This window comes from Streptomyces blastmyceticus, from assembly GCF_039521185.1.
Lineage (GTDB): Bacteria > Actinomycetota > Actinomycetes > Streptomycetales > Streptomycetaceae > Streptomyces > Streptomyces blastmyceticus.
In genome coordinates, this window is the sequence record NZ_BAAABW010000043.1 from 1 (window position 1) to 20,355 (window position 20,355).

Consider the following 20,355-nt stretch of genomic DNA (forward strand, 5'->3'; position numbering starts at 1 on the left):
TGGTGTCGCTGATCTGGTCAGCGATCTTGTCGGGGTGACCCTCGGTCACGGACTCCGAGGTGAACAGGCGGCGGGACACATCGCTCCCTGGGGTTGCAGCGGCTGCTGGCTGATCATTGACGGACCCGGCCGAGAGCTGCGCTCGGCGCGGGATCCAGAGGTCAGTTTATCCGGCGTTCCAGGCATTGGGACATCCTGTCGCGCATCCACGGCGCCGTGACCTGTGATCCCCGCCTCAGGCGGCGCCGTGGCCGTATCAGGAGAAGCGCTCGGTCACCAGGTCCCAGACGGTCTCGGCGAGGGTCTCCTTCGGCCCGTACGGGACCGGGGTCTCGGAGCCGTCGGGGGCGAGGACCACGGCCTCGCTCGCTTCCGCGCCGAAGGTCTTGCGCTCCCCCACTTCATTGACGACCAGCAGGTCACAGCCCTTGCGGGCGAGCTTGGCGCGGCCGTTGGCGAGCACGTCGTCGGTCTCGGCGGCGAAGCCCACGACGATCTGCCCGGGGCGGGGGCGGGCGGCCGCGAGCTCGGCGAGCACGTCGGGGTTGCGGACGAGCCCGACGGGCGCGGGCTCCTGCCCGTCCCGCTTCTTGATTTTGCCCTCGGCGTAGTGGGCGGGCCGGAAATCGGCGACCGCGGCGGCCATGACCACCGCGTCGGCGTCGGCCGCGGCCTCGATCACCGCCTCGCGCAGCTGTATCGCGGTGCCGACCCGGACCACGTCGGCCCCGGCGGGGTCCGGCAGCGCGGTGTTGGCGGCGACGAGGGTGACGCGGGCGCCCCGGGCCACGGCGGTACGGGCCAGGGCGTAGCCCTGCTTGCCGGAGGAGCGGTTGCCGAGGAAGCGGACGGGGTCCAGGGGCTCGCGGGTGCCGCCCGCGCTGATGACCACGTGGCGGCCGGCCAGGTCGGCCTCTTGGGCCCGGGCGCCGCGGGCCAGCACCCGGCGGCAGACCTCGAAGATCGCCTCGGGGTCGGGGAGGCGGCCCTTGCCGGTGTCGACGCCGGTGAGGCGGCCGACGGCGGGCTCGATGACGATCGCGCCGCGGCGGCGCAGGGTCGCCACGTTCTCCTGGGTGGCCGGGTTCTCCCACATCTCGGTGTGCATGGCGGGCGCGAAGACGACCGGGCAGCGCGCGGTGAGCAGCGTGTTGGTCAGCAGGTCGTCGGCGAGGCCGTGGGCGGCCTTGGCCAGCATGTCGGCGGTGGCGGGCGCGACCACGACGAGCTGCGCCTCCTGGCCGATGCGGACGTGCGGCACCTCGTGGACGGAGTCCCACACCTGGGTGGCCGCCGGGTGGCCGGAGAGCGCGGACCAGGTGGCCTCGCCGACGAAGTGCAGGGAGGCGGCCGTCGGTACGACGCGTACGTCGTGCCCCGACTCGGTGAGGCGGCGCAGCAGCTCGCACGCCTTGTAGGCGGCGATCCCGCCGCTGACCCCCAGGACGACCTTGGGCTTGTCCATCGCTTCGCTTCTCCCCGCGCTCTCGCACACTTCCGTGGGTCTACCTACCCCATGACACACCAAGGGCCCGGCAGCGGCGCTGCCGGGCCCTCGATGACGTCGAATGCGCCGCTTACTGGGCCGGGGCCTCGATGGCCTCGGAGGTCAGCAGACCGGCGTTGATCTCGCGGAGCGCGATGGAGAGCGGCTTCTCGTGGACGTGGGTGTCCACCAGCGGGCCGACGTACTCCAGCAGGCCCTCGCCGAGCTGCGAGTAGTACGCGTTGATCTGGCGGGCGCGCTTGGCGGCGTAGATCACCAGGCTGTACTTCGAGTCGGTTGCCTCGAGCAGCTCATCAATCGGCGGGTTGATGATGCCCTCGGGCGCGGTGATGGAAGAGGACACTGTCTGCCTTCCGATGGGGGTGGAGATCGAGAACTTCAGGGGTCTGGGGATACCCCCAGTTCAACGCAGCAAGGCTAGCAGCTCGCGCGCCACGTCCTCGACGGAGGTGTTGACGAGCGTCACATCGAACTCGGACTCGGCGGCCAGCTCGACCTTGGCCGCGGCCAGGCGGCGCTCGATGACCTCGGGCGACTCCGTGCCCCGGCCGGTGAGCCGGCGGACCAGCTCGTCCCAGCTCGGCGGCGCGAGGAAGACCAGCCGGGCGTCCGCCATGCTCTCGCGGACCTGCCGGGCGCCCTGGAGGTCGATCTCCAGCAGCACCGGCTGCCCCGCGGCCAGCCGGTCGAGGACCGGCTGGCGCGGGGTGCCGTAGCGGTTGCCCGCGAATTCGGCCCACTCCAGCAGCTCACCGTTGGCGACGAGCTTGTCGAACTGCTCGTCGTCGACGAAGAAATACTGGACGCCGTCCCGCTCGCCGGGGCGCGGCTTGCGGGTGGTGGCGGAGACCGAGAGCCACACCTCGGGGTGGGCCTTGCGCATGTGGGCGACGACCGTGCTCTTGCCGACCCCGGAGGGGCCGGAGAGCACGGTCAGCCGCGGTTGTCTGGCCGGGGATACGGGGGACGTCCCCCGGGAGACTGCAGTACTCATGCAGTGATTATCCCGGTTCCCGGGAGTGCCTGGGAACGTCAGGCGGCCTTGCCGCCGAACTCACGCTCCAGAGACGCGATCTGGTTGGAGCCGAGACCGCGCACCCGGCGGCTCTCGGAGATCCCGAGCCGCTCCATGATCTGCTTGGCGCGGACCTTGCCCACGCCGGGAAGGCTTTCCAGGAGTGCGCTCACCTTCATCTTGCCGATGACCTCGTTCTCCTGGCCCTGCTTGATCACATCGTGCAGCGAGGCGCCGGAGTGCTTGAGCCGATTCTTGACCTCGGCGCGCTCCCGGCGAGCCGCGGCGGCCTTTTCGAGCGCGGCTGCGCGCTGTTCAGGGGTAAGGGGCGGAAGAGCCACGCCTACGTCACCTCGGATATCGAACTGTCGGATAACGGACCGGTGTGGAACCTAGTCGGCACACACCTGGTGAGCAACGCGCAACGCGCTTGCACGTTCGCTCTCGTCGGAGACTAGCGGCCGATCCCGCTCCAGTCAGCGAGAACAGACGAAAAGTCCTGGTCAGACTCGCTCGACCGGGACTTTTCCGGACATACTGGCCGACAATTCTTGTCCGGGATTGGCGCTAACCTGCCGTCGGGCCACCCGATTCCACCGCGGCCCGCACCTCGTCCGCGAACCGCCCGGCGCTCTCGCGCAGCGCGGCGACGTCCGGACCGTGCCGCAGCACGCCCCGGCTGACGTTCGGGACGACGTCGCGGACGGCCGCGCCGAAGACCTTCGGCAGGTCGGCGGCGGTCGCGCCCTGCGCGCCGATGCCGGGGGCGAGCAGCGGGCCGTTGATCGCCAGGTCGGCCCCGGCGGCGGCGAGCGAGTCGCCCAGCGTCGCGCCGACGACCGCGCCGTACGAGCCCATGGGCGCGGCACCCGCGTTCTCGGCCCGCAGGTGGTCCAGCATGGTCGCCGCGACGCTCGCGCCGCCGGCCCGCACCGCGTGCTGCACCTCCGCGCCCTCGGGGTTCGAGGTGAGCGCGAGGACGAAGACGCCGGTGCCGCTCTCGCGCGCCAGGTCCAGCGCCGGGCGCAGCGAGCCGTAGCCGAGGTAGGGGCTGACCGTGACGGCGTCCGAGAAGAGCGGCGACGCGGGGTCGAGGTAGGTGGCGGCGTACGCGGCCATGGTGGAGCCGATGTCGCCCCGCTTGGCGTCCATGAGGACCAGCGCGCCGGCCTCCCGGGCGTCGGCGACGGCCCGCTCCAGGACGGCGATGCCGCGCGAGCCGAAGCGCTCGAAGAAGGCGGACTGCGGCTTGAGGACGGCGACGCGGTCGGCGAGCGCCTCCACGACGGTGTGCGTGAAGCGCTCCAGGCCGACGATGTCGTCCGAGAGGCCCCAGTCGGCGAGCAGCGAGGCGTGCGGGTCGATGCCGACGCAGAGGGGGCCGCGCTCGTCCATGGCGCGGCGCAGGCGGGTGCCGAAGGGTTCCAGGGTCATGCGGTCACCTTCCGGTGCTCGGCGCCGACCGCGTCGGCGAGGGTGGCGTACGGGCTGGCGGCCAGCTTCTCGGCGAGGCCCCGGTGGATGCGGCGGCACCAGAAGGGGCCCTCGTAGATGAAGGCGCTGTAGCCCTGGACCAGGGTCGCGCCCGCCAGGATCCGCTCCCAGGCGTCCTCGGCGGTCTCCACGCCCCCGACGCCCACCAGCGTGATCCGGTCGCCCACACGGGCGTACAGGCGGCTCAGGACCTCCAGCGAGCGGGCCTTGAGGGGGGCGCCCGACAGGCCGCCCGCGCCGATGGCCTCGACGGTGCGCTTCGGGGTCGCGAGGCCGAGGCCGTCGCGGGCGATGGTGGTGTTGGTGGCGATGATGCCGTCCAGGCCGAGCTCGACGGCGAGGTCGGCGACGGCGTCGACGTCCTCGTCGGCGAGGTCGGGGGCGATCTTCACCAGCAGCGGCACGCGGCGCGTGGTGACCGTGCGGTCGGCGGCCTCGCGGACGGCGGCCAGCAGCGGGCGCAGCGCCTCGGTGGCCTGGAGGTTGCGCAGGCCCGGCGTGTTCGGCGAGGAGACGTTGACCACGAGGTAGTCGGCGTGGGCGGCGAGGCGCTCGGTGGAGGTGACGTAGTCGGCGACGGCCTCCTCCTCGGGGACGACCTTGGTCTTGCCGATGTTCACGCCGACAGTCGTCCGGAAGACCTCCTGGCGGGCCGCGAGGCGCTCCGCGACGGCCGCGGAGCCGTCGTTGTTGAAGCCCATGCGGTTGATGAGCGCGCGGTCCGCGACGAGGCGGAAGAGGCGCTTCTTGGGGTTGCCGGGCTGGGGCTGCGCGGTGACGGTGCCGATCTCGACGTGGTCGAAGCCGAGCATCGCCATGCCGTCGATCGCGGCGGCGTTCTTGTCGAAGCCCGCGGCGAGCCCGAACGGGCCGTGCATCCGCAGGCCCAGGGCCTCGGTGCGCAGCGCCTTGTGGCGGGGGGCGAGGACGGCCGCGACGAGGGTCCGCAGGACCGGCACGCGGGCGGCGGCGCGGATCCAGGCGAAGGCCAGGTGGTGGGCCTTCTCCGGGTCCATGCGCTTGAAGAGCAGGTCGAAGAGGAGACGGTACATTTCAAGCCTTCTTGGGCGAGGAGGGGCGAGGGGCTCACGAAGAGGGGGACACCTTCCGGTGTCCCCCTCCGTGGCCTACGCCTCGCGGGCGGCGGTCAGCGCTCCGGCGTGTTCCTGGAGGGAGCGCACGCCGACGTCGCCGCGGGTGAGCGCCTCGATGCCCTGGACGGCGGCCGCGAGGGCCTGGACCGTGGTCAGGCAGGGCACGGCGCGGGCGACCGCGGCCGTACGGATCTCGTAGCCGTCGAGGCGGCCGCCGGTGCCGTACGGGGTGTTGACGATCAGGTCGACCTGGCCGTCGTGGATGAGCTGGACGATGGTCTTCTCGCCGTTGGGGCCCTCGCCCTCGCTCTGCTTGCGCACGACGGTGGCGTTGATGCCGTTGCGCTTGAGGACCTCGGCGGTGCCGGAGGTGGCGAGCAGCTCGAAGCCGTGGGCGACCAGCTCGCGCGCCGGGAAGATCATCGAGCGCTTGTCGCGGTTGGCGACCGAGACGAACGCGCGGCCCTTGGTGGGCAGCGCGCCGTACGCGCCGGCCTGCGACTTGGCGTACGCCGTGCCGAAGACCGAGTCGATGCCCATGACCTCGCCGGTGGAGCGCATCTCCGGGCCGAGGACGGTGTCCACGCCGCGGCCGGAGGCGTCCCGGAAGCGGCTCCACGGCATCACGGCCTCCTTGACGGAGATCGGCGCGTCCAGCGGCAGGGTGCCGCCGTCGCCCTCCTTGGGCAGCATGCCCTCGGCGCGCAGCTCGGCGACGGTCGCGCCCAGCGAGATGCGGGCGGCGGCCTTGGCGAGCGGCACGGCGGTCGCCTTGGAGGTGAAGGGGACCGTGCGGGAGGCGCGCGGGTTGGCCTCCAGGACGTAGAGGATGTCCCCGGCCATGGCGAACTGGATGTTGATCAGGCCGCGGACGCCGACGCCCTTGGCGATGGCCTCGGTGGAGGTGCGCAGCCGCTTGATGTCGTGGCCGCCGAGGGTGATCGGGGGCAGCGCGCAGGCGGAGTCGCCGGAGTGGATGCCCGCTTCCTCGATGTGCTCCATGACGCCGCCGAGGTAGAGCTCGTGGCCGTCGTAGAGCGCGTCGACGTCGATCTCGATGGCGTCGTCGAGGAAGCGGTCGATGAGCACCGGGTGCTCGGAGATCAGGCCGGCGTGACGGGTGAGGTACTCCCCCAGCGACGGCTCGTCGTAGACGATCTCCATGCCGCGGCCGCCGAGCACGTAGGACGGGCGGACCATGACGGGGTAGCCGATCTCGGCGGCGATGCCCTTGGCCTCCTCGAAGGAGAAGGCGGTGCCGTACTTCGGCGCGGGCAGGCCGGCCTCGGTCAGCACGCGGCCGAAGGCGCCGCGCTCCTCGGCGAGGTCGATGGCCTCGGGCGAGGTGCCGACGATCGGCACGCCGTTGTCCTTGAGCGCCTGGGCGAGGCCCAGCGGGGTCTGGCCGCCGAGCTGGACGACGACGCCCGCGACGGGACCGGCGAGGGTCTCGGCGTGGACGATCTCCAGGACGTCCTCCAGGGTGAGCGGCTCGAAGTAGAGCCGGTCGGAGGTGTCGTAGTCGGTGGAGACGGTCTCGGGGTTGCAGTTGACCATCACGGTCTCGTAGCCCGCGTCGCTGAGCGCGAAGGAGGCGTGGACGCAGGAGTAGTCGAACTCGATGCCCTGGCCGATGCGGTTGGGGCCCGAGCCGAGGATGATCACGGCGGGCTTCTCGCGCGGCGCGACCTCGCTCTCCTCGTCGTAGGAGGAGTAGAAGTACGGCGTCTTCGCGGCGAACTCGGCAGCGCAGGTGTCGACCGTCTTGTAGACCGGGCGGACGCCGAGGGCGTGCCGGACCTCGCGGACGACGTCCTCGCGCAGGCCGCGGATCGCGGCGATCTGGGCGTCGGAGAAGCCGTGCCGCTTGGCCTCGGCGAGAAGCTCGGCGCCGAGCTTCTCGGCGGCGGCCAGCTCGTCCGCGATCTCCTTGATCAGGAAGAGCTGGTCGACGAACCACGGGTCGATCTTCGTCGCGTCGAAGACCTCCTCCGGGGTGGCCCCGGCGCGGATCGCGGCCATGACGGTGTTGATCCGGCCGTCGGTGGGGACGACCGCCTTCTCCAGCAGCTCCGCCTTGTCGCCGGGCACGGAGACGAAGTCGAACTGCGAGCCCTTCTTCTCCAGGGAGCGCAGGGCCTTCTGGAGCGCCTCGGTGAAGTTGCGGCCGATGGCCATGGCCTCGCCCACCGACTTCATGGTGGTGGTGAGGGTGGCGTCGGCGGCCGGGAACTTCTCGAAGGCGAAGCGCGGGGCCTTGACCACGACGTAGTCGAGCGTGGGCTCGAAGGACGCCGGGGTCTTCTCGGTGATGTCGTTGGGGATCTCGTCCAGGGTGTAGCCCACGGCGAGCCGGGCGGCGATCTTCGCGATCGGGAAGCCGGTGGCCTTGGAGGCGAGCGCCGAGGAGCGGGAGACGCGGGGGTTCATCTCGATGACGATGATCCGGCCGTCGTCGGGGTTGACCGCGAACTGGATGTTGCAGCCGCCGGTGTCGACGCCGACCTCGCGGATGATCGCGATGCCGATGTCGCGCAGCCGCTGGTACTCGCGGTCGGTGAGCGTCATCGCCGGGGCGACGGTGATCGAGTCACCGGTGTGCACGCCCATGGGGTCGAAGTTCTCGATGGAGCAGACGACCACGACGTTGTCGTTCTTGTCGCGCATCAGCTCCAGCTCGTACTCCTTCCAGCCGAGGATGGACTCCTCCAGGAGCACCTCGGTGGTCGGGGAGAGCGTGAGGCCCTGGCCGGCGATGCGGCGCAGCTCCTCCTCGTCGTGGGCGAAGCCGGAGCCGGCGCCGCCCATGGTGAAGGAGGGGCGTACGACGACGGGGTAGCCGCCGAGCGTGTCGACGCCCGCGACGACCTCGTCCATGGTGTGGCAGATGACCGAGCGGGCGGACTCGCCGTGGCCGATCTTGGTGCGGACGGCCTCGACGACGCCCTTGAACAGGTCGCGGTCCTCGCCCTTGTGGATCGCCTCCACGTTGGCGCCGATGAGCTCGACGCCGTACTTCTCCAGCACGCCGTTCTCGTGCATGGAGATCGCGGTGTTGAGCGCGGTCTGGCCGCCGAGGGTGGGCAGGAGGGCGTCGGGGCGCTCCTTGGCGATGATCTTCTCGACGAACTCGGGGGTGATCGGCTCGACGTAGGTGGCGTCGGCGATCTCCGGGTCGGTCATGATCGTGGCCGGGTTGGAGTTGACCAGGATGACCCGCAGGCCCTCGGACTTGAGGACCCGGCAGGCCTGGGTGCCGGAGTAGTCGAACTCCGCGGCCTGGCCGATGACGATCGGGCCGGAGCCGATGACCAGGACGGACTGGATATCGGTGCGCTTAGGCACGCTGGCCCTCCATGAGCTGGACGAAGCGGTCGAACAGGTAGGCCGCGTCGTGCGGACCCGCTGCTGCCTCGGGGTGGTACTGGACGCTGAACGCCGGCTGGTCGAGCAGCTGGAGGCCCTCGACCACGTTGTCGTTGAGGCAGACGTGGGAGACCTCGACCCGGCCGTACGGCGTGTCGGTCGCCCGGTCGAGCGGGGCGTCGACGGCGAAGCCGTGGTTGTGCGCGGTGACCTCGACCTTGCCGGTCGTGCGGTCCTGCACGGGCTGGTTGATGCCGCGGTGGCCGTACTTCAGCTTGTAGGTGCCGAAGCCGAGGGCGCGGCCGAGGATCTGGTTGCCGAAGCAGATGCCGAAGAGCGGGGTCTTGCGCTCCAGGACGGCCTGCATGACGGCGACCGGACCGTCGGCGGTCGCCGGGTCGCCGGGGCCGTTGGAGAAGAACACGCCGTCGGGCTCGACCGCGTACACGTCCTCGACCGTGGCGGTCGCGGGCAGGACGTGCACCTCGATGCCGCGCTCGGCCATGCGGTGCGGGGTCATGCCCTTGATGCCCAGGTCGACCGCGGCGACGGTGAACTTCTTCCCACCGATCGCGGGGACGACGTACGCCTCCTTGGTGGCGACCTCGGCGGAGAGGTCGGCGCCCTGCATCTCGGGGGCCTGGCGCACCTCGGCGAGCATCGTGCCCTCGTCGGGCAGGGCGTTGCCGGAGAAGATGCCGACGCGCATCGCGCCGCGCTCGCGCAGGTGGCGGGTGAGGGCGCGGGTGTCGATGCCGCTGATGCCGACGACGCCCTGGCGGGCCAGCTCCTCGTCCAGCGAGCGGCGGGAGCGCCAGTTGGAGGGGATCCGGGCGGGGTCGCGGACGACGTAGCCGGCGACCCAGATCCGCTGCGACTCGGGGTCCTCGTCGTTCACGCCGGTGTTGCCGACGTGCGGGGCGGTCATGACGACCACCTGGCGGTGGTACGACGGGTCGGTCAGGGTCTCCTGGTAGCCGGTCATGCCGGTGGAGAACACCGCCTCGCCGAAGGTCACCCCCATGGCCCCGTAGGCGCGGCCGCGGAAGGTCCGGCCGTCCTCCAGGACGAGTACGGCGGGGACCTTGGCGGTCCCCCTGGTGGAGGTCGTCATCGTGCGCCTTCCGTGTTGTGGTTCATGTGGTGCAACTGGGTGAGGGCCTCGACCCAGGCGGGGTGCTCGGCGGCGGTGTCCGAGCGGAAACCGGAATCGATCTCCCGGTCGCCGTGCGCCCAGGTGATCACCAGCAGGCCGCCCTCGGTGAGGACCTTGCCCGCGATGCCCTTGTCGAGCCGGGCGCCGCGCAGCCGGTCCGCGGGGATGAAGAAGTCCTGGGCGCCGGGCCGTACGACGGTGACGCCCCGGTCCGTCAGGGTGAGCTCGGCGCGGCTGCGGGTGCCGAGGCCGCGCGCGACGATCCGGTCGAGCCACTGCCCGGCGGTGGTGGAGCCGTGGTAGCGGCCCGTCATCGTCAGCCGCGGCTCGGCGGGCGTCTCCGGGGCGGTGGGCAGCTCGGGCAGGTCGCCCTGGAGCGTGCCGCGCCACTTCCAGCCCTCGCGCATCAGCCAGTAGACCAGCGCGATGAAGAGCAGCAGCCCGACGACCCAGCCGGCCCGTGCGGCCCAGTCGGTGACCGCCTGGGACTTCTCCCCGGCCGCCAGATTGATCAGTGCAGGTGTCACGCGAGATTCCCGTCCACGACCGTCGCCCGTCCCCGCAGGAAGGTGTGGGTGACGCGACCCGGCAGCTCACGGCCCTCGTACGGGGTGTTGCGGCTGCGGGAGGCGAAGCCCGCGGGGTCCACGGGTCCACGGTAAGCGGAATCGACCAGAGTGAGGTTGGCGGGCTCCCCCGCGGCGACCGGACGGCCGTGGCCGGCGAGGCGGCCGATCTCCGCCGGGCGGGAGGACATCCGCTCGGCGACGCCCGCCCAGTCCAGGAGGCCGGTGTCGACCATGGTGTGCTGGACGACCGACAGGGCGGTCTCCAGGCCGACCATGCCCATGGCCGCGGCGCCCCACTCGCAGTCCTTGTCCTCGTGCGGGTGCGGGGCGTGGTCGGTGGCGACGATGTCGATCGTGCCGTCGGCCAGCGCCTCACGGAGCGCCAGCACGTCGCGCTCGGTGCGCAGCGGCGGGTTCACCTTGTAGACGGGGTTGTACGAACGGACGAGCTCGTCGGTGAGGAGCAGGTGGTGCGGGGTGACCTCGGCGGTGACGTCGATGCCGCGCGACTTGGCCCAGCGGACGATCTCCACCGAGCCCGCCGTGGAGAGGTGGCAGATGTGCACCCGGGAGCCGACGTGCTCGGCGAGGAGGACATCGCGGGCGATGATCGACTCCTCGGCGACGGCGGGCCAGCCGCCCAGTCCCAGCTCGGCGGAGACGATGCCCTCGTTCATCTGGGCGCCCTCGGTGAGGCGGGGCTCCTGGGCGTGCTGGGCGACGACGCCGCCGAACGCCTTCACGTACTCCAGGGCGCGGCGCATGATCACCGCGTCGTCGACGCACTTGCCGTCGTCGGAGAAGACGCGGACCCCGGCGGCGGAGTCGTGCATGGCGCCCAGCTCGGCGAGCTGCTTGCCCTCCAGGCCGACGGTGACGGCGCCGATGGGCTGGACGTCGCAGTAGCCGGACTCCTTGCCCAGCCGCCACACCTGCTCCACGACGCCGGCGGTGTCGGCGACCGGGAAGGTGTTGGCCATGGCGAAGACCGCGGTGTAGCCGCCGCTCGCCGCGGCCCGGGTGCCGGTGAGCACGGTCTCGGAGTCCTCGCGGCCCGGCTCGCGCAGGTGGGTGTGGAGGTCGACGAGGCCCGGCAGCAGGATCTTGCCGTCGGCCTCGACGACGGTGGCGTCGCCCGCCTCGATGCCGGTGCCCACCTCGGCGATGGTCTCGCCGTCGATGAGGACGTCCTGGGGCTCGCCGCCGAGGATCTTCGCACCGCGGATAAGGATCTTGCTCATGGTTAGTTGTTCTCCTCGGTGCGGGTGGTGGTGACGGCCGGCTCGGAGCCGCCGAGCAGCAGGTAGAGGACGGCCATGCGGGTGCTGACGCCGTTGGCGACCTGCTCGACCGCGGTGCAGCGGTCGGAGTCGGCGACCTCCGCGGTGATCTCCATACCCCGGTTCATCGGGCCGGGGTGCATCACGATGGCGTGTTCCGGCATACGGGCCATCCGGTCGCCGTTGAGCCCGTAGCGGCGGGAGTACTCACGCTCGGTGGGGAAGAAGGCGGCGTTCATGCGCTCGCGCTGGACGCGCAGCATCATGACGGCGTCGGACTTCGGCAGCACCGCGTCCAAGTCGTAGGAGACCTCGCAGGGCCATTGCTCGACGCCGATCGGCACCAGGGTGGGCGGTGCGACCAGGGTGACGTGGGCGCCGAGGGTGTTCAGCAGGTGGACGTTGGAGCGGGCCACCCGGCTGTGCAGGACGTCGCCGACGATCGTGATCCGGCGGCCCGCGAGGTCCTCGCCGAGCCCGGTGTCGCGCCCGATCAGGCGGCGGCGCATGGTGAAGGCGTCCAGGAGCGCCTGGGTGGGGTGCTCGTGGGTGCCGTCACCGGCGTTGACCACGGCGCCGTCGATCCAGCCGGAGTTCGCCAGCCGGTAGGGGGCGCCGGAGGCGTGGTGGCGGATGACGACCGCGTCGGCGCCCATGGCCTCCAGGGTCAGGGCCGTGTCCTTGAGGGACTCGCCCTTGGAGACCGAGGAGCCCTTGGCGGAGAAGTTGATGACGTCGGCGGAGAGCCGCTTGGCGGCCGCCTCGAAGGAGATGCGGGTCCGCGTCGAGTCCTCGAAGAAGAGGTTGACGACGGTACGGCCGCGCAGGGTCGGCAGTTTCTTGATCGGCCGGTCGGCGACCCGGGCCATCTCCTCGGCGGTGTCGAGGATCAGGACGGCGTCGTCGCGCGTGAGGTCGGTGGCCGAGATGAGGTGGCGCTTCATCCGGATGCTCCGTGGTCGAGGAGGTGTGTGGGGGTGGCGAGCGGCCCGCGGCCGGGCATGCGGCTGCGCGGAACCGGCGGTCGCCGGGGCCGGAGGGGAGACCGCTACTGCTGGGCCGGAGCGGTCTCGCGCACGCCGAGGAGCACGCTGTCGCGGCCGTCCTCCTCGGTGAGCTGCACCTTGACCGTCTCCCGCAGCGACGTGGGGAGGTTCTTGCCGACGTAGTCGGCGCGGATCGGCAGCTCGCGGTGGCCGCGGTCGACGAGAACCGCGAGCTGGACGGCGCGGGGGCGGCCGATGTCGTTGAGCGCGTCGAGCGCCGCGCGGATCGTCCGGCCGGAGAAGAGCACGTCGTCGACGAGGATCACCAGGCGCCCGTCGATGCCCGGACCGGGGATGTCGGTGCGGGCGAGCGCGCGGGCAGGGCGGAGCCGCAGGTCGTCGCGGTACATGGTGATGTCGAGGGAGCCGACCGGGGTCTTGCCTCCGGTGATCTCCTCGAGCTTGGCGGCCAGCCGGCGGGCGAGGAAGACCCCGCGCGTCGGAATGCCGAGGAGCACCACGTCGTCGGCGCCCTTGGCGCGCTCGACGATCTCGTGGGCGATACGGGTCAGGACCCGGGCGATGTCCGGTGCTTCGAGCACGGGACGGGCGGCGGAACCGGCCTGGTTCACGTCACGGTTTGCGTCCATACGAAACGGACCCCCTTCTCCGCCTCACGGGACGGACATTAAAGGACGTCGGATTAACGTTCTTCACGTTACCAGGGTCCGGGGCGGACACCGGCCACCACCCCGCACGGGCGATGCTGTGGACCATTCGGCTTGACGAAGGCAGATTACGCTGCGTAACCTCACAGTGAGTTACCAGCCGCGCGGCGGAGCCGCACGTCTATACGCGTCCGGGGAGCTTTATGTCCAGCGAATACGCCAAACAGCTCGGGGCCAAGCTCCGCGCCATCCGCACCCAGCAGGGCCTCTCCCTTCATGGCGTCGAGGAGAAGTCCCAGGGCCGCTGGAAGGCCGTGGTAGTGGGTTCGTACGAGCGCGGCGACCGTGCCGTGACCGTGCAGCGCCTGGCCGAGCTGGCCGACTTCTACGGCGTTCCGGTGCAGGAACTGCTGCCGGGCACCACGCCGGGCGGGGCCGCCGAGCCGCCGCCGAAGCTGGTCCTGGACCTTGAGCGCCTGGCCCACGTGCCGGCCGAGAAGGCGGGCCCGCTCCAGCGCTATGCCGCGACCATCCAGAGCCAGCGCGGCGATTACAACGGCAAGGTCCTGTCGATCCGCCAGGACGACCTGCGCACGCTTGCCGTGATCTATGACCAGTCGCCCTCGGTGCTCACCGAGCAGCTGATCAGCTGGGGAGTGCTCGACGCGGACGCGCGCCGCGCCGTCCAGCACGAGGACGCCTGAGCCTCGACCCATTAGGGAAAAGCCGCGGGGCGGGGAGAAACCTTCGAAGGTTTCTCCCCGCCCCGCGGCTTTTTGCGTCTGTCAGCTCTCGTCGCGACGAAGGCTCGGCTTGAGGTCCTTGAAACGGCCGAGCAGGCCGTTCACGAAGGACGGCGAGTCGTCCGTGGAGAACTCCTTGGCGAGCTGCACCGCCTCGTCGATCGCCACCGCGTCCGGGGTCTCGTCCTCCCAGATCAGCTCGTAGGCACCGAGCCGCACGATGTTCCGGTCCGCGACCGGCATCCGGTCCAGGTCCCAGTCGACCGCATAGGTGGCGATGAGCTCGTCGATACGGGAGACGTGCTCCGCGTACCCCTCGACCAGCTGCATCGTGTATTCGTTGACCGGCGGCTGCCGGTCGTCGGAGCGCGAATGCCGGACCCAGTCCGCGAGGACGTTCTGCACGGTGGTACCGCGCTGATCGGCCTCGAAGAGGATCTGGAAGGCGCGCTTACGGGCCTTGCTGCGGGCGGCCACGGTTAGCTGTTCACCCGACCGAGGTAATCGCCGGTGCGCGTGTCGACCTTGATCTTCTCACCCGTGGTGATGAAGAGCGGGACCTGGATCTCGTAGCCGGTCTCCAGCTTGGCGGGCTTGGAGCCGCCGGTGGAGCGGTCGCCCTGGACACCCGGGTCGGTGTGCTCGATGGTCAGCTCGACGGCGGCCGGCAGCTCGACGTAGAGCACCTCGTCGCCGTGCTTCGCGACGACGGCCTCGAAGCCCTCGATCAGGAAGTTGGCGGCGTCACCGACGGCCTTGCGGTCGACGTGCAGCTGGTCGTACGTGTCCATGTCCATGAACACGAAGTACTCGCCGTCCATGTACGAGAACTGCATACCGCGCTTGTCGACGGTGGCCGTCTCGACCTTCACACCGGCGTTGAAGGTCTTGTCGACCACCTTGCCGGAGAGCACGTTCTTCAGCTTCGTGCGGACGAAGGCGGGGCCCTTGCCGGGCTTGACGTGCTGGAACTCGACGACGGACCAGAGCTGGCCTCCGTCGAGCTTGAGCACCATGCCGTTCTTGAGGTCGTTCGTGGAAGCCACGGTTGCGGAATCTCCTGGACTGAAGCTGGGACCCCGAAGGCACGCGCTACAGCGCGAGCAGCTCCTTGGTCGTGATGGTGAGTAGCTCGGGTCCGCCGTCCGCCTCTGGGCGGACGACGAGCGTGTCATCGATCCGGACGCCGCCCCGCCCCGGGAGGTGAACCCCCGGATCTACGGTGACCGGCACGCAAGCGTCCAGTTTACCCATTGCCGAGGGCGTCAGCCGAGGGTCCTCGTCGTTTTCGAGTCCGACGCCGTGTCCGATGCGCGGTCCGAGCCGCTCACCGTGGCCCGCGGCCTCCAGGACGACCCGTGCCGCGCGGTCCACGTCGCGGTACGGAGTGCCCGGCGCGAGCTTCTCCCGGCCCGCCCGCTGGGCGGCGAAGACCTGATCGTACAGCTCGATCTGCCAGTCCGCGGGGGTGGTGCCGATGACGAAGGTCCGGGCCACCTCGCTGCGGTAGCCGCGGTAGTCGGCGCCCAGGCACACACAGAGGAAATCGCCCTCCTCCACCCGGCGGTCGGTGGGCACGTGCCCGGCCAGCCCCGAATTGGGGCCCGTGCCGACCGAGGTGGTGAAGGCCGGTCCGGCCGCGCCGTGGTCGACCAGGCGGCGCTCCAGCTCCAGCGCCAGGTGCCGCTCCGTGCGGCCGACGAGGATCGACTCCAGGAGCTCGCCCAGCGCCTGGTCGGCGATCTCCGCGGCGATCCGCAGCGCGGAGATCTCCTCGTTGTCCTTGACCACCCGCTGCTGCTCCACGGCCGTGCCCAGGTCGTCCAGGCGCAGCCGGGGCGCGACCGAGCGCAGCGCGCGGTGGCGGGAGACGGTCAGGTGGTGCTCCTCCACGGCCAGCGAGCGGGCCCCGGCCGCGGCGGCGCGCTCGGCCCCGGCCACGGCGGGGTCGCCGTCCGGCGCGGGCAGCACCACGATCCGCAAGCCCTCGGCGGGGCGGTCGGCAGAGCGCTCCGCGACCGGGTCGCCTCGGCACAGCAGGGAGTCCTCTGCGGGCCCGACGAGCAGCGCGGCACCCGTCGGCGCCCCGCCCGCCAGATACCGGACGTTGGCGTCGCCGGACACCAGCGCGGCCTCGCTCCCGGCCGCCTCGCAGCGCTCACGCAGCCGCGCGCGGCGCGCCGCGTACACCTCGGACATGCTTTTGAGCGTACGGCCGAGTGCCGGGGCGGGCCGTCCCAGCGCGTCCGACCGGGCGCTACCGGTGGCCCGGCGGGGCGGCCAGGGCGCGGGCGACGACGTCGTCCAGCAGCCGGGCCGTGGTGGCGACGTCCTGCTGGGAGTTGTCGATGATCGGCAGGCCGGAGCCGTACCAGCCGGCCATCCGGCCGTGGATCCGGGCGACCTCCTCGTCGCCGAGGCGCCGGTTGCCGGTGCGCTGGGCGTTGCGCTCCAGGACGATCTCCAGGCCGGGCAGCAGGACCACGGGCAGCAGCCCCGGGCCGACGTGCCGCTTCCAGCCGCCGAGGCCGACGACGGGCCGGTCGGGGAAGACGGCGTCGTCCAGGACGCAGGAGATGCCGTTGGCAAGGAAGTTGCGGGCGGCGAAGCCGCAGGTGCGGCGGGCGAGGCGGTACTGCGCCTCGGAGTGGTCGTTCCACCCGGACCGCGGGTCGGCGAAGCCCGAGCGCACCCACTCGCGCACGTCGTCGAGGCTGATGTGCGCCGTGGGCACCCGGCGGGTGTCCGCCCAGTGCCGGGCCACGGTCGTCTTCCCGGCCCCGGCGGGGCCGATGAGCAGCACCGCGACGGCCGCGTGCGCGGCGTCGGCGGCGAGGACGGGGGCGTCGGGCGGGAGCTGGAGGTGCCCGGTCGGATCCGGCACGGAAGGCGGTGCCGTGGGGTGCGGCACGGGGGCGGGCCACCCGGGTGCCGGTGCGGGGTGCGGCGGCACCGGCGGGTGGGGTGGCGGCAGCGGCGGTCCCACTGGGTGCTGCATCCGGTGGCACTCCGTCTCGTACGGACGCGGCTCCGCCGCGTGGTGAAGGGGGCCCGCGGGTGGGTGGTCACGGGTGGTTCGTCCCGCGGCCACCCCCCGGGCCGACCAGACGGGAGAGTACCCGAGAGCACCCTCCCCGGCCCTCGCACCGGGAACGCCCGGCTCAGCCCGCGAGTTCCTCCGCCAGGGCCCGCAGCGCGAGCCGGTACGAGCCGATGCCGAAGCCCGCCACCGTGCCGCTGGCCACCGCCGCGATCACCGAGGTGTGGCGGAACTCCTCCCGCGCGTACGGGTTGGAGATGTGCACCTCGATGAGGGGCGCGGTGCGCTGGGCCGCCGCGTCCCGCATCGCGTACGAATAGTGGGTGAACGCCCCGGGGTTGATGACGACCGGGATCCGCCCGTCGGCCGCCTCGTGCAGCCAGCGGACCAGCTCGCCCTCATCGTTGGTCTCACGGACCTCGACCGCGAAGCCGAGCTCCGCACCGAGCTTCGTACAGACCTCGACCAGCCCCTTGTAGGAGGTCGAGCCGTAGACGTCGGGCTCGCGCGAGCCGAGCCGCCCGAGGTTGGGCCCGTTCAATACGAGCACCCGCCCGCTCACGCCGCGATCTCCGCGTGGGCGGCGAGCAGCATGGCCGGGTCGGGGCTCTCCAGGACCGTGGGCTTGGCGAGGCCGTCGAGGACGATGAAGCGCAGCCGGTCGCCGCGGGACTTCTTGTCGACCTTCATGGTCTCCACGAGCTTGGGCCACTGGTCGCCGCGGTAGGTGACGGGCAGGCCCACGGAGGTGAGGATGGCGCGGTGCCGGTCGGCGGTCGCGTCGTCCAGGCGTCCGGCGATGCGGCCGAGCTCGGCGGCGAAGACCATGCCGACGGAGACGGCGGCGCCGTGCCGCCAGTTGTAGCGCTCGTTCTTCTCGATCGCGTGGGCGAGGGTGTGCCCGTAGTTGAGGATCTCGCGCAGGCCCGACTCCTTGAGGTCGGCGGAGACGACGTCCGCCTTGACCCGGATGGCGCGCTCGATCAGCTCCGCGGTGTGCGGGCCCTGCGGGGTGCGGGCGGCCTCGGGGTCGGCCTCGATCAGGCCGAGGATGGCCGGGTCGGCGATGAAGCCCGCCTTGATCACCTCGGCGAGCCCGCTGACGTAGTCGTGGACGGGCAGCGACTCCAGCGCGGCGAGGTCGCACAGGACCCCGGCCGGGGGGTGGAAGGCGCCGACGAGGTTCTTGCCCTCGGCGGTGTTGATGCCGGTCTTGCCGCCGACCGCGGCGTCGACCATGCCCAGCACGGTGGTGGGCACGGCGATCCAGCGCACCCCGCGCAGCCAGGTCGCGGCGACGAAGCCGGCCAGGTCGGTGGTGGCGCCGCCGCCCACGCCGACGATGACGTCGGTGCGGGTGAAGCCGGTCTGGCCCAGCGCCTTCCAGCAGTAGGCCGCGACCTCGACGGTCTTGGACTCCTCGGCGTTGGGGAGCTGGACCGCGATGGCCTCGTAGCCCTGCGCGGCCAGGTCCTGGCGGAGCACCTCGCCGGTCTCGGCGAGCGCCTCCGGGTGGAGGACGGCGACCCGCTTGGCCTCGGTGCCGATCAGGCCGGGCAGCTCGTCCAGCAGCCGGTGGCCGACCAGGACGTCGTACGGGGCGGTGCCCGCGCTGGCGACCCGGATGCGGGTGGGGGCGTCGGTCATGCGTTCCTCACTGCGTGGTGTCGGGGGTACGGTCCCGGGGCAGCGCCAGCGCCTCGAGCACGGCGTCGGCCACCTCGGCCGGGGTACGGCCGCCGGTGGCGACAGTGGCGCGGGCGACCTCGGTGTAGAGCGGGCGGCGCGCCGCCATCAGCTCCCGCCACCGCTGCCGCGGGTTGACCGCGAGCAGCGGGCGCGGGGCGTCCAGGCCCACCCGGTGCACGGCGTCGGCGAGTTCGACGTCGAGGAAGACCACCGGCAGGCCCTTGAGCAGGGCGCGGGTGCCGTCGTCCATGACCGCCCCGCCGCCGAGGGCGAGCACCCCGGGGTGCTCGGCCACGGCGGCGCTGACGGCCTGCCGCTCCAGCGCGCGGAAGTGCGGCTCGCCCTCGTCGATGAAGATCTCCGGGATGGGCTTGCCCGCGGTCCGCTCGATGTCGGCGTCGGTGTCGCGGTAGCCGGTGCCCAGCCGCTGGGCGAGCAGGGCACCGATGGTGGACTTGCCGGCTCCCGGCGGGCCCACCAGCACGACGGCGGGGGAGGTCACTTGATGGCCAGGTTGTCGAGGTAGCCCTGGACGTTGCGGCGGGTCTCGGCGACGTTGTCGCCGCCGAACTTCTCCGCCACGGCGTCGGCCAGCACCAGCGCCACCATGGCCTCGGCGACGATGCCCGCGGCCGGGACGGCGCAGACGTCGGAGCGCTGGTGGTGCGCCTGCGTGGCCTCGCCGGTGACCACGTCGACGGTGGCCAGGGCGCGCGGCACGGTCGCGATGGGCTTCATCGCGGCCCGCACCCGCAGCAGCTCACCGGTGGTGAGGCCGCCCTCGGTGCCGCCGGAGCGGCCGGAGGTGCGGCGGATGCCCTCGTCGGTGACGACGATCTCGTCGTGCGCCTTGGAGCCGGGCACGCGGGCCAGGTCGAAGCCGTCGCCGACCTCGACGCCCTTGATGGCCTGGATGCCCATCAGGGCGGCGGCGAGGCGCGCGTCGAGCCGGCGGTCCCAGTGGACGTGCGAGCCGAGGCCGACGGGGACGCCGTAGGCGAGCACCTCGACGACGCCGCCGAGGGTGTCACCGTCCTTGTGGGCCTGGTCGATCTCGGCGACCATCGCCTTGCTCGCGTCCGCGTCCAGGCAGCGCACCGGGTCGGCGTCCAGTCGCTCGACGTCGGAGGGCTTGGGGTAGACGCCGTACGGCGCCTTGGCGGCGGCCAGTTCCACGACGTGGGAGACGATCTCGATCCCGGCCGTCTCCTTGAGGTAGGAGCGGGCGACGGCGCCGAGGGCGACGCGGGCCGCGGTCTCGCGGGCAGAGGCGCGCTCCAGGACCGGGCGGGCCTCGTCGAACCCGTACTTCTGCATCCCCGCGAGGTCGGCGTGGCCGGGACGCGGCCGGGTCAGCGGGGCGTTGCGGGCCAGCGCCGCCAGCTCGTCGGGGTCGACGGGGTCGGCGGACATGACCTTTTCCCACTTGGGCCACTCGGTGTTGCCGACCATCACGGCGACCGGGGAACCCATGGTCAGGCCGTGGCGCACACCGCCGAGGAAGGTGACCTCGTCGCGCTCGAACTTCATGCGCGCGCCGCGACCATAGCCGAGGCGCCGCCGGGCCAGGTGGTCCGCCACCATGTCCGTGGTGATCGGCACACCGGCGGGAAGACCCTCCAGCGTCGCCACCAGTGCCGGACCATGGGACTCTCCGGCCGTCAGCCAGCGCAACCTGCTCAACGGGACTCCTCTGCTCGCGCCTTCTGATCATGCTGCGGCGCGACCCGGGGGTACCTCCCAGCGGT

At 71.9% G+C, this 20,355-nt stretch carries 22 protein-coding genes; 1 reads left to right on the plus strand and 21 read right to left on the minus strand.

Going from position 1 to position 20,355, the window contains the following annotated elements:
* The 13 genes from ABD269_RS34340 to pyrR form a co-directional block, all read right to left on the minus strand.
* On the minus strand, nt 1-79 hold a 79-nt coding region (locus ABD269_RS34340), incomplete at its 3' end, for an S-adenosylmethionine synthetase N-terminal domain-containing protein (RefSeq protein WP_225845865.1).
* Between the two features lie 177 nt (nt 80-256).
* Complete coding sequence (gene coaBC / locus ABD269_RS34345; protein ID WP_344124452.1) at nt 257-1,465, minus strand: bifunctional phosphopantothenoylcysteine decarboxylase/phosphopantothenate--cysteine ligase CoaBC; 1,209 nt, start codon at nt 1,463-1,465, stop codon at nt 257-259.
* A 112-nt stretch (nt 1,466-1,577) separates the two neighbouring features.
* Nucleotides 1,578-1,850: a DNA-directed RNA polymerase subunit omega gene (gene rpoZ / locus ABD269_RS34350; protein ID WP_004948662.1), complete on the minus strand. Its 273-nt coding sequence runs from the start codon at nt 1,848-1,850 to the stop codon at nt 1,578-1,580.
* A gap of 60 nt (nt 1,851-1,910) precedes the next feature.
* The gene (gmk, locus tag ABD269_RS34355; RefSeq protein WP_344124453.1) at nt 1,911-2,501 is read right to left on the minus strand and encodes a guanylate kinase; all 591 of its coding nucleotides are present in this window, start codon (nt 2,499-2,501) and stop codon (nt 1,911-1,913) included.
* Between the two features lie 38 nt (nt 2,502-2,539).
* Entirely contained in the window at nt 2,540-2,863 is a 324-nt protein-coding gene (locus ABD269_RS34360; RefSeq protein ID WP_116210718.1) for an integration host factor, read from the minus strand.
* Between the two features lie 226 nt (nt 2,864-3,089).
* The gene (gene pyrF, locus ABD269_RS34365; RefSeq protein WP_344124454.1) at nt 3,090-3,956 is read right to left on the minus strand and encodes an orotidine-5'-phosphate decarboxylase; all 867 of its coding nucleotides are present in this window, start codon (nt 3,954-3,956) and stop codon (nt 3,090-3,092) included.
* Nucleotides 3,953-5,068 (minus strand): quinone-dependent dihydroorotate dehydrogenase, encoded by a 1,116-nt coding sequence (locus ABD269_RS34370; protein WP_344124456.1) that lies wholly within the window; start codon nt 5,066-5,068, stop codon nt 3,953-3,955. Before ABD269_RS34370 ends, pyrF begins: the two co-directional genes overlap by 4 nt.
* 75 nt (nt 5,069-5,143) lie before the next feature.
* Nucleotides 5,144-8,455: a carbamoyl-phosphate synthase large subunit gene (carB, locus tag ABD269_RS34375; RefSeq protein WP_301889010.1), complete on the minus strand. Its 3,312-nt coding sequence runs from the start codon at nt 8,453-8,455 to the stop codon at nt 5,144-5,146.
* Nucleotides 8,448-9,590: a glutamine-hydrolyzing carbamoyl-phosphate synthase small subunit gene (gene carA, locus ABD269_RS34380; protein ID WP_344124459.1), complete on the minus strand. Its 1,143-nt coding sequence runs from the start codon at nt 9,588-9,590 to the stop codon at nt 8,448-8,450. The genes carB and carA overlap by 8 nt, the downstream gene beginning before the upstream one ends.
* Nucleotides 9,587-10,159 (minus strand): PH-like domain-containing protein, encoded by a 573-nt coding sequence (locus ABD269_RS34385; protein WP_344124461.1) that lies wholly within the window; start codon nt 10,157-10,159, stop codon nt 9,587-9,589. Before ABD269_RS34385 ends, carA begins: the two co-directional genes overlap by 4 nt.
* Nucleotides 10,156-11,442: a dihydroorotase gene (locus ABD269_RS34390; RefSeq protein ID WP_344124463.1), complete on the minus strand. Its 1,287-nt coding sequence runs from the start codon at nt 11,440-11,442 to the stop codon at nt 10,156-10,158. The genes ABD269_RS34385 and ABD269_RS34390 overlap by 4 nt, the downstream gene beginning before the upstream one ends.
* Before the next feature lie 2 nt (nt 11,443-11,444).
* On the minus strand, nt 11,445-12,425 hold the full coding sequence (locus ABD269_RS34395; RefSeq protein ID WP_344124465.1) for an aspartate carbamoyltransferase catalytic subunit: 981 nt from the start codon (nt 12,423-12,425) through the stop codon (nt 11,445-11,447).
* A 104-nt stretch (nt 12,426-12,529) separates the two neighbouring features.
* Nucleotides 12,530-13,117, minus strand: a complete 588-nt coding sequence (pyrR, locus tag ABD269_RS34400) for a bifunctional pyr operon transcriptional regulator/uracil phosphoribosyltransferase PyrR (protein WP_301889004.1) — start codon at nt 13,115-13,117, stop codon at nt 12,530-12,532.
* 221 nt (nt 13,118-13,338) lie between these two features.
* On the opposite strand from pyrR, the gene bldD reads away from it, so the two are divergent.
* Nucleotides 13,339-13,839, plus strand: a complete 501-nt coding sequence (gene bldD / locus ABD269_RS34405) for a transcriptional regulator BldD (protein ID WP_004948690.1) — start codon at nt 13,339-13,341, stop codon at nt 13,837-13,839.
* A gap of 81 nt (nt 13,840-13,920) precedes the next feature.
* Here bldD and nusB read toward each other — a convergent pair whose 3' ends face one another.
* The 8 genes from nusB to aroC all read right to left on the minus strand — a co-directional run bounded on the left by nusB (nt 13,921) and on the right by aroC (nt 20,290).
* On the minus strand, nt 13,921-14,355 hold the full coding sequence (gene nusB / locus ABD269_RS34410; RefSeq protein ID WP_116210727.1) for a transcription antitermination factor NusB: 435 nt from the start codon (nt 14,353-14,355) through the stop codon (nt 13,921-13,923).
* Nucleotides 14,356-14,357: 2 nt separating this feature from the next.
* Entirely contained in the window at nt 14,358-14,924 is a 567-nt protein-coding gene (gene efp / locus ABD269_RS34415; protein ID WP_102921817.1) for an elongation factor P, read from the minus strand.
* Between the two features lie 46 nt (nt 14,925-14,970).
* Nucleotides 14,971-16,077: a M24 family metallopeptidase gene (locus tag ABD269_RS34420; protein WP_344124471.1), complete on the minus strand. Its 1,107-nt coding sequence runs from the start codon at nt 16,075-16,077 to the stop codon at nt 14,971-14,973.
* Between the two features lie 58 nt (nt 16,078-16,135).
* On the minus strand, nt 16,136-16,876 hold the full coding sequence (locus tag ABD269_RS34425) for an AAA family ATPase (RefSeq protein ID WP_344124473.1): 741 nt from the start codon (nt 16,874-16,876) through the stop codon (nt 16,136-16,138).
* A gap of 163 nt (nt 16,877-17,039) precedes the next feature.
* Nucleotides 17,040-17,480: a type II 3-dehydroquinate dehydratase gene (gene aroQ / locus ABD269_RS34430; protein ID WP_344124475.1), complete on the minus strand. Its 441-nt coding sequence runs from the start codon at nt 17,478-17,480 to the stop codon at nt 17,040-17,042.
* Complete coding sequence (aroB, locus tag ABD269_RS34435) at nt 17,477-18,565, minus strand: 3-dehydroquinate synthase (protein ID WP_344124477.1); 1,089 nt, start codon at nt 18,563-18,565, stop codon at nt 17,477-17,479. The genes aroQ and aroB overlap by 4 nt, the downstream gene beginning before the upstream one ends.
* Nucleotides 18,566-18,572: 7 nt before the next feature.
* Nucleotides 18,573-19,109 carry a shikimate kinase gene (locus tag ABD269_RS34440; RefSeq protein ID WP_301888997.1) on the minus strand — a complete coding sequence of 179 codons (537 nt, stop codon included), beginning with the start codon at nt 19,107-19,109 and terminating at the stop codon, nt 18,573-18,575.
* Entirely contained in the window at nt 19,106-20,290 is a 1,185-nt protein-coding gene (aroC, locus tag ABD269_RS34445) for a chorismate synthase (protein WP_344124479.1), read from the minus strand. Before aroC ends, ABD269_RS34440 begins: the two co-directional genes overlap by 4 nt.
* Nucleotides 20,291-20,355: the final 65 nt, after the last annotated feature.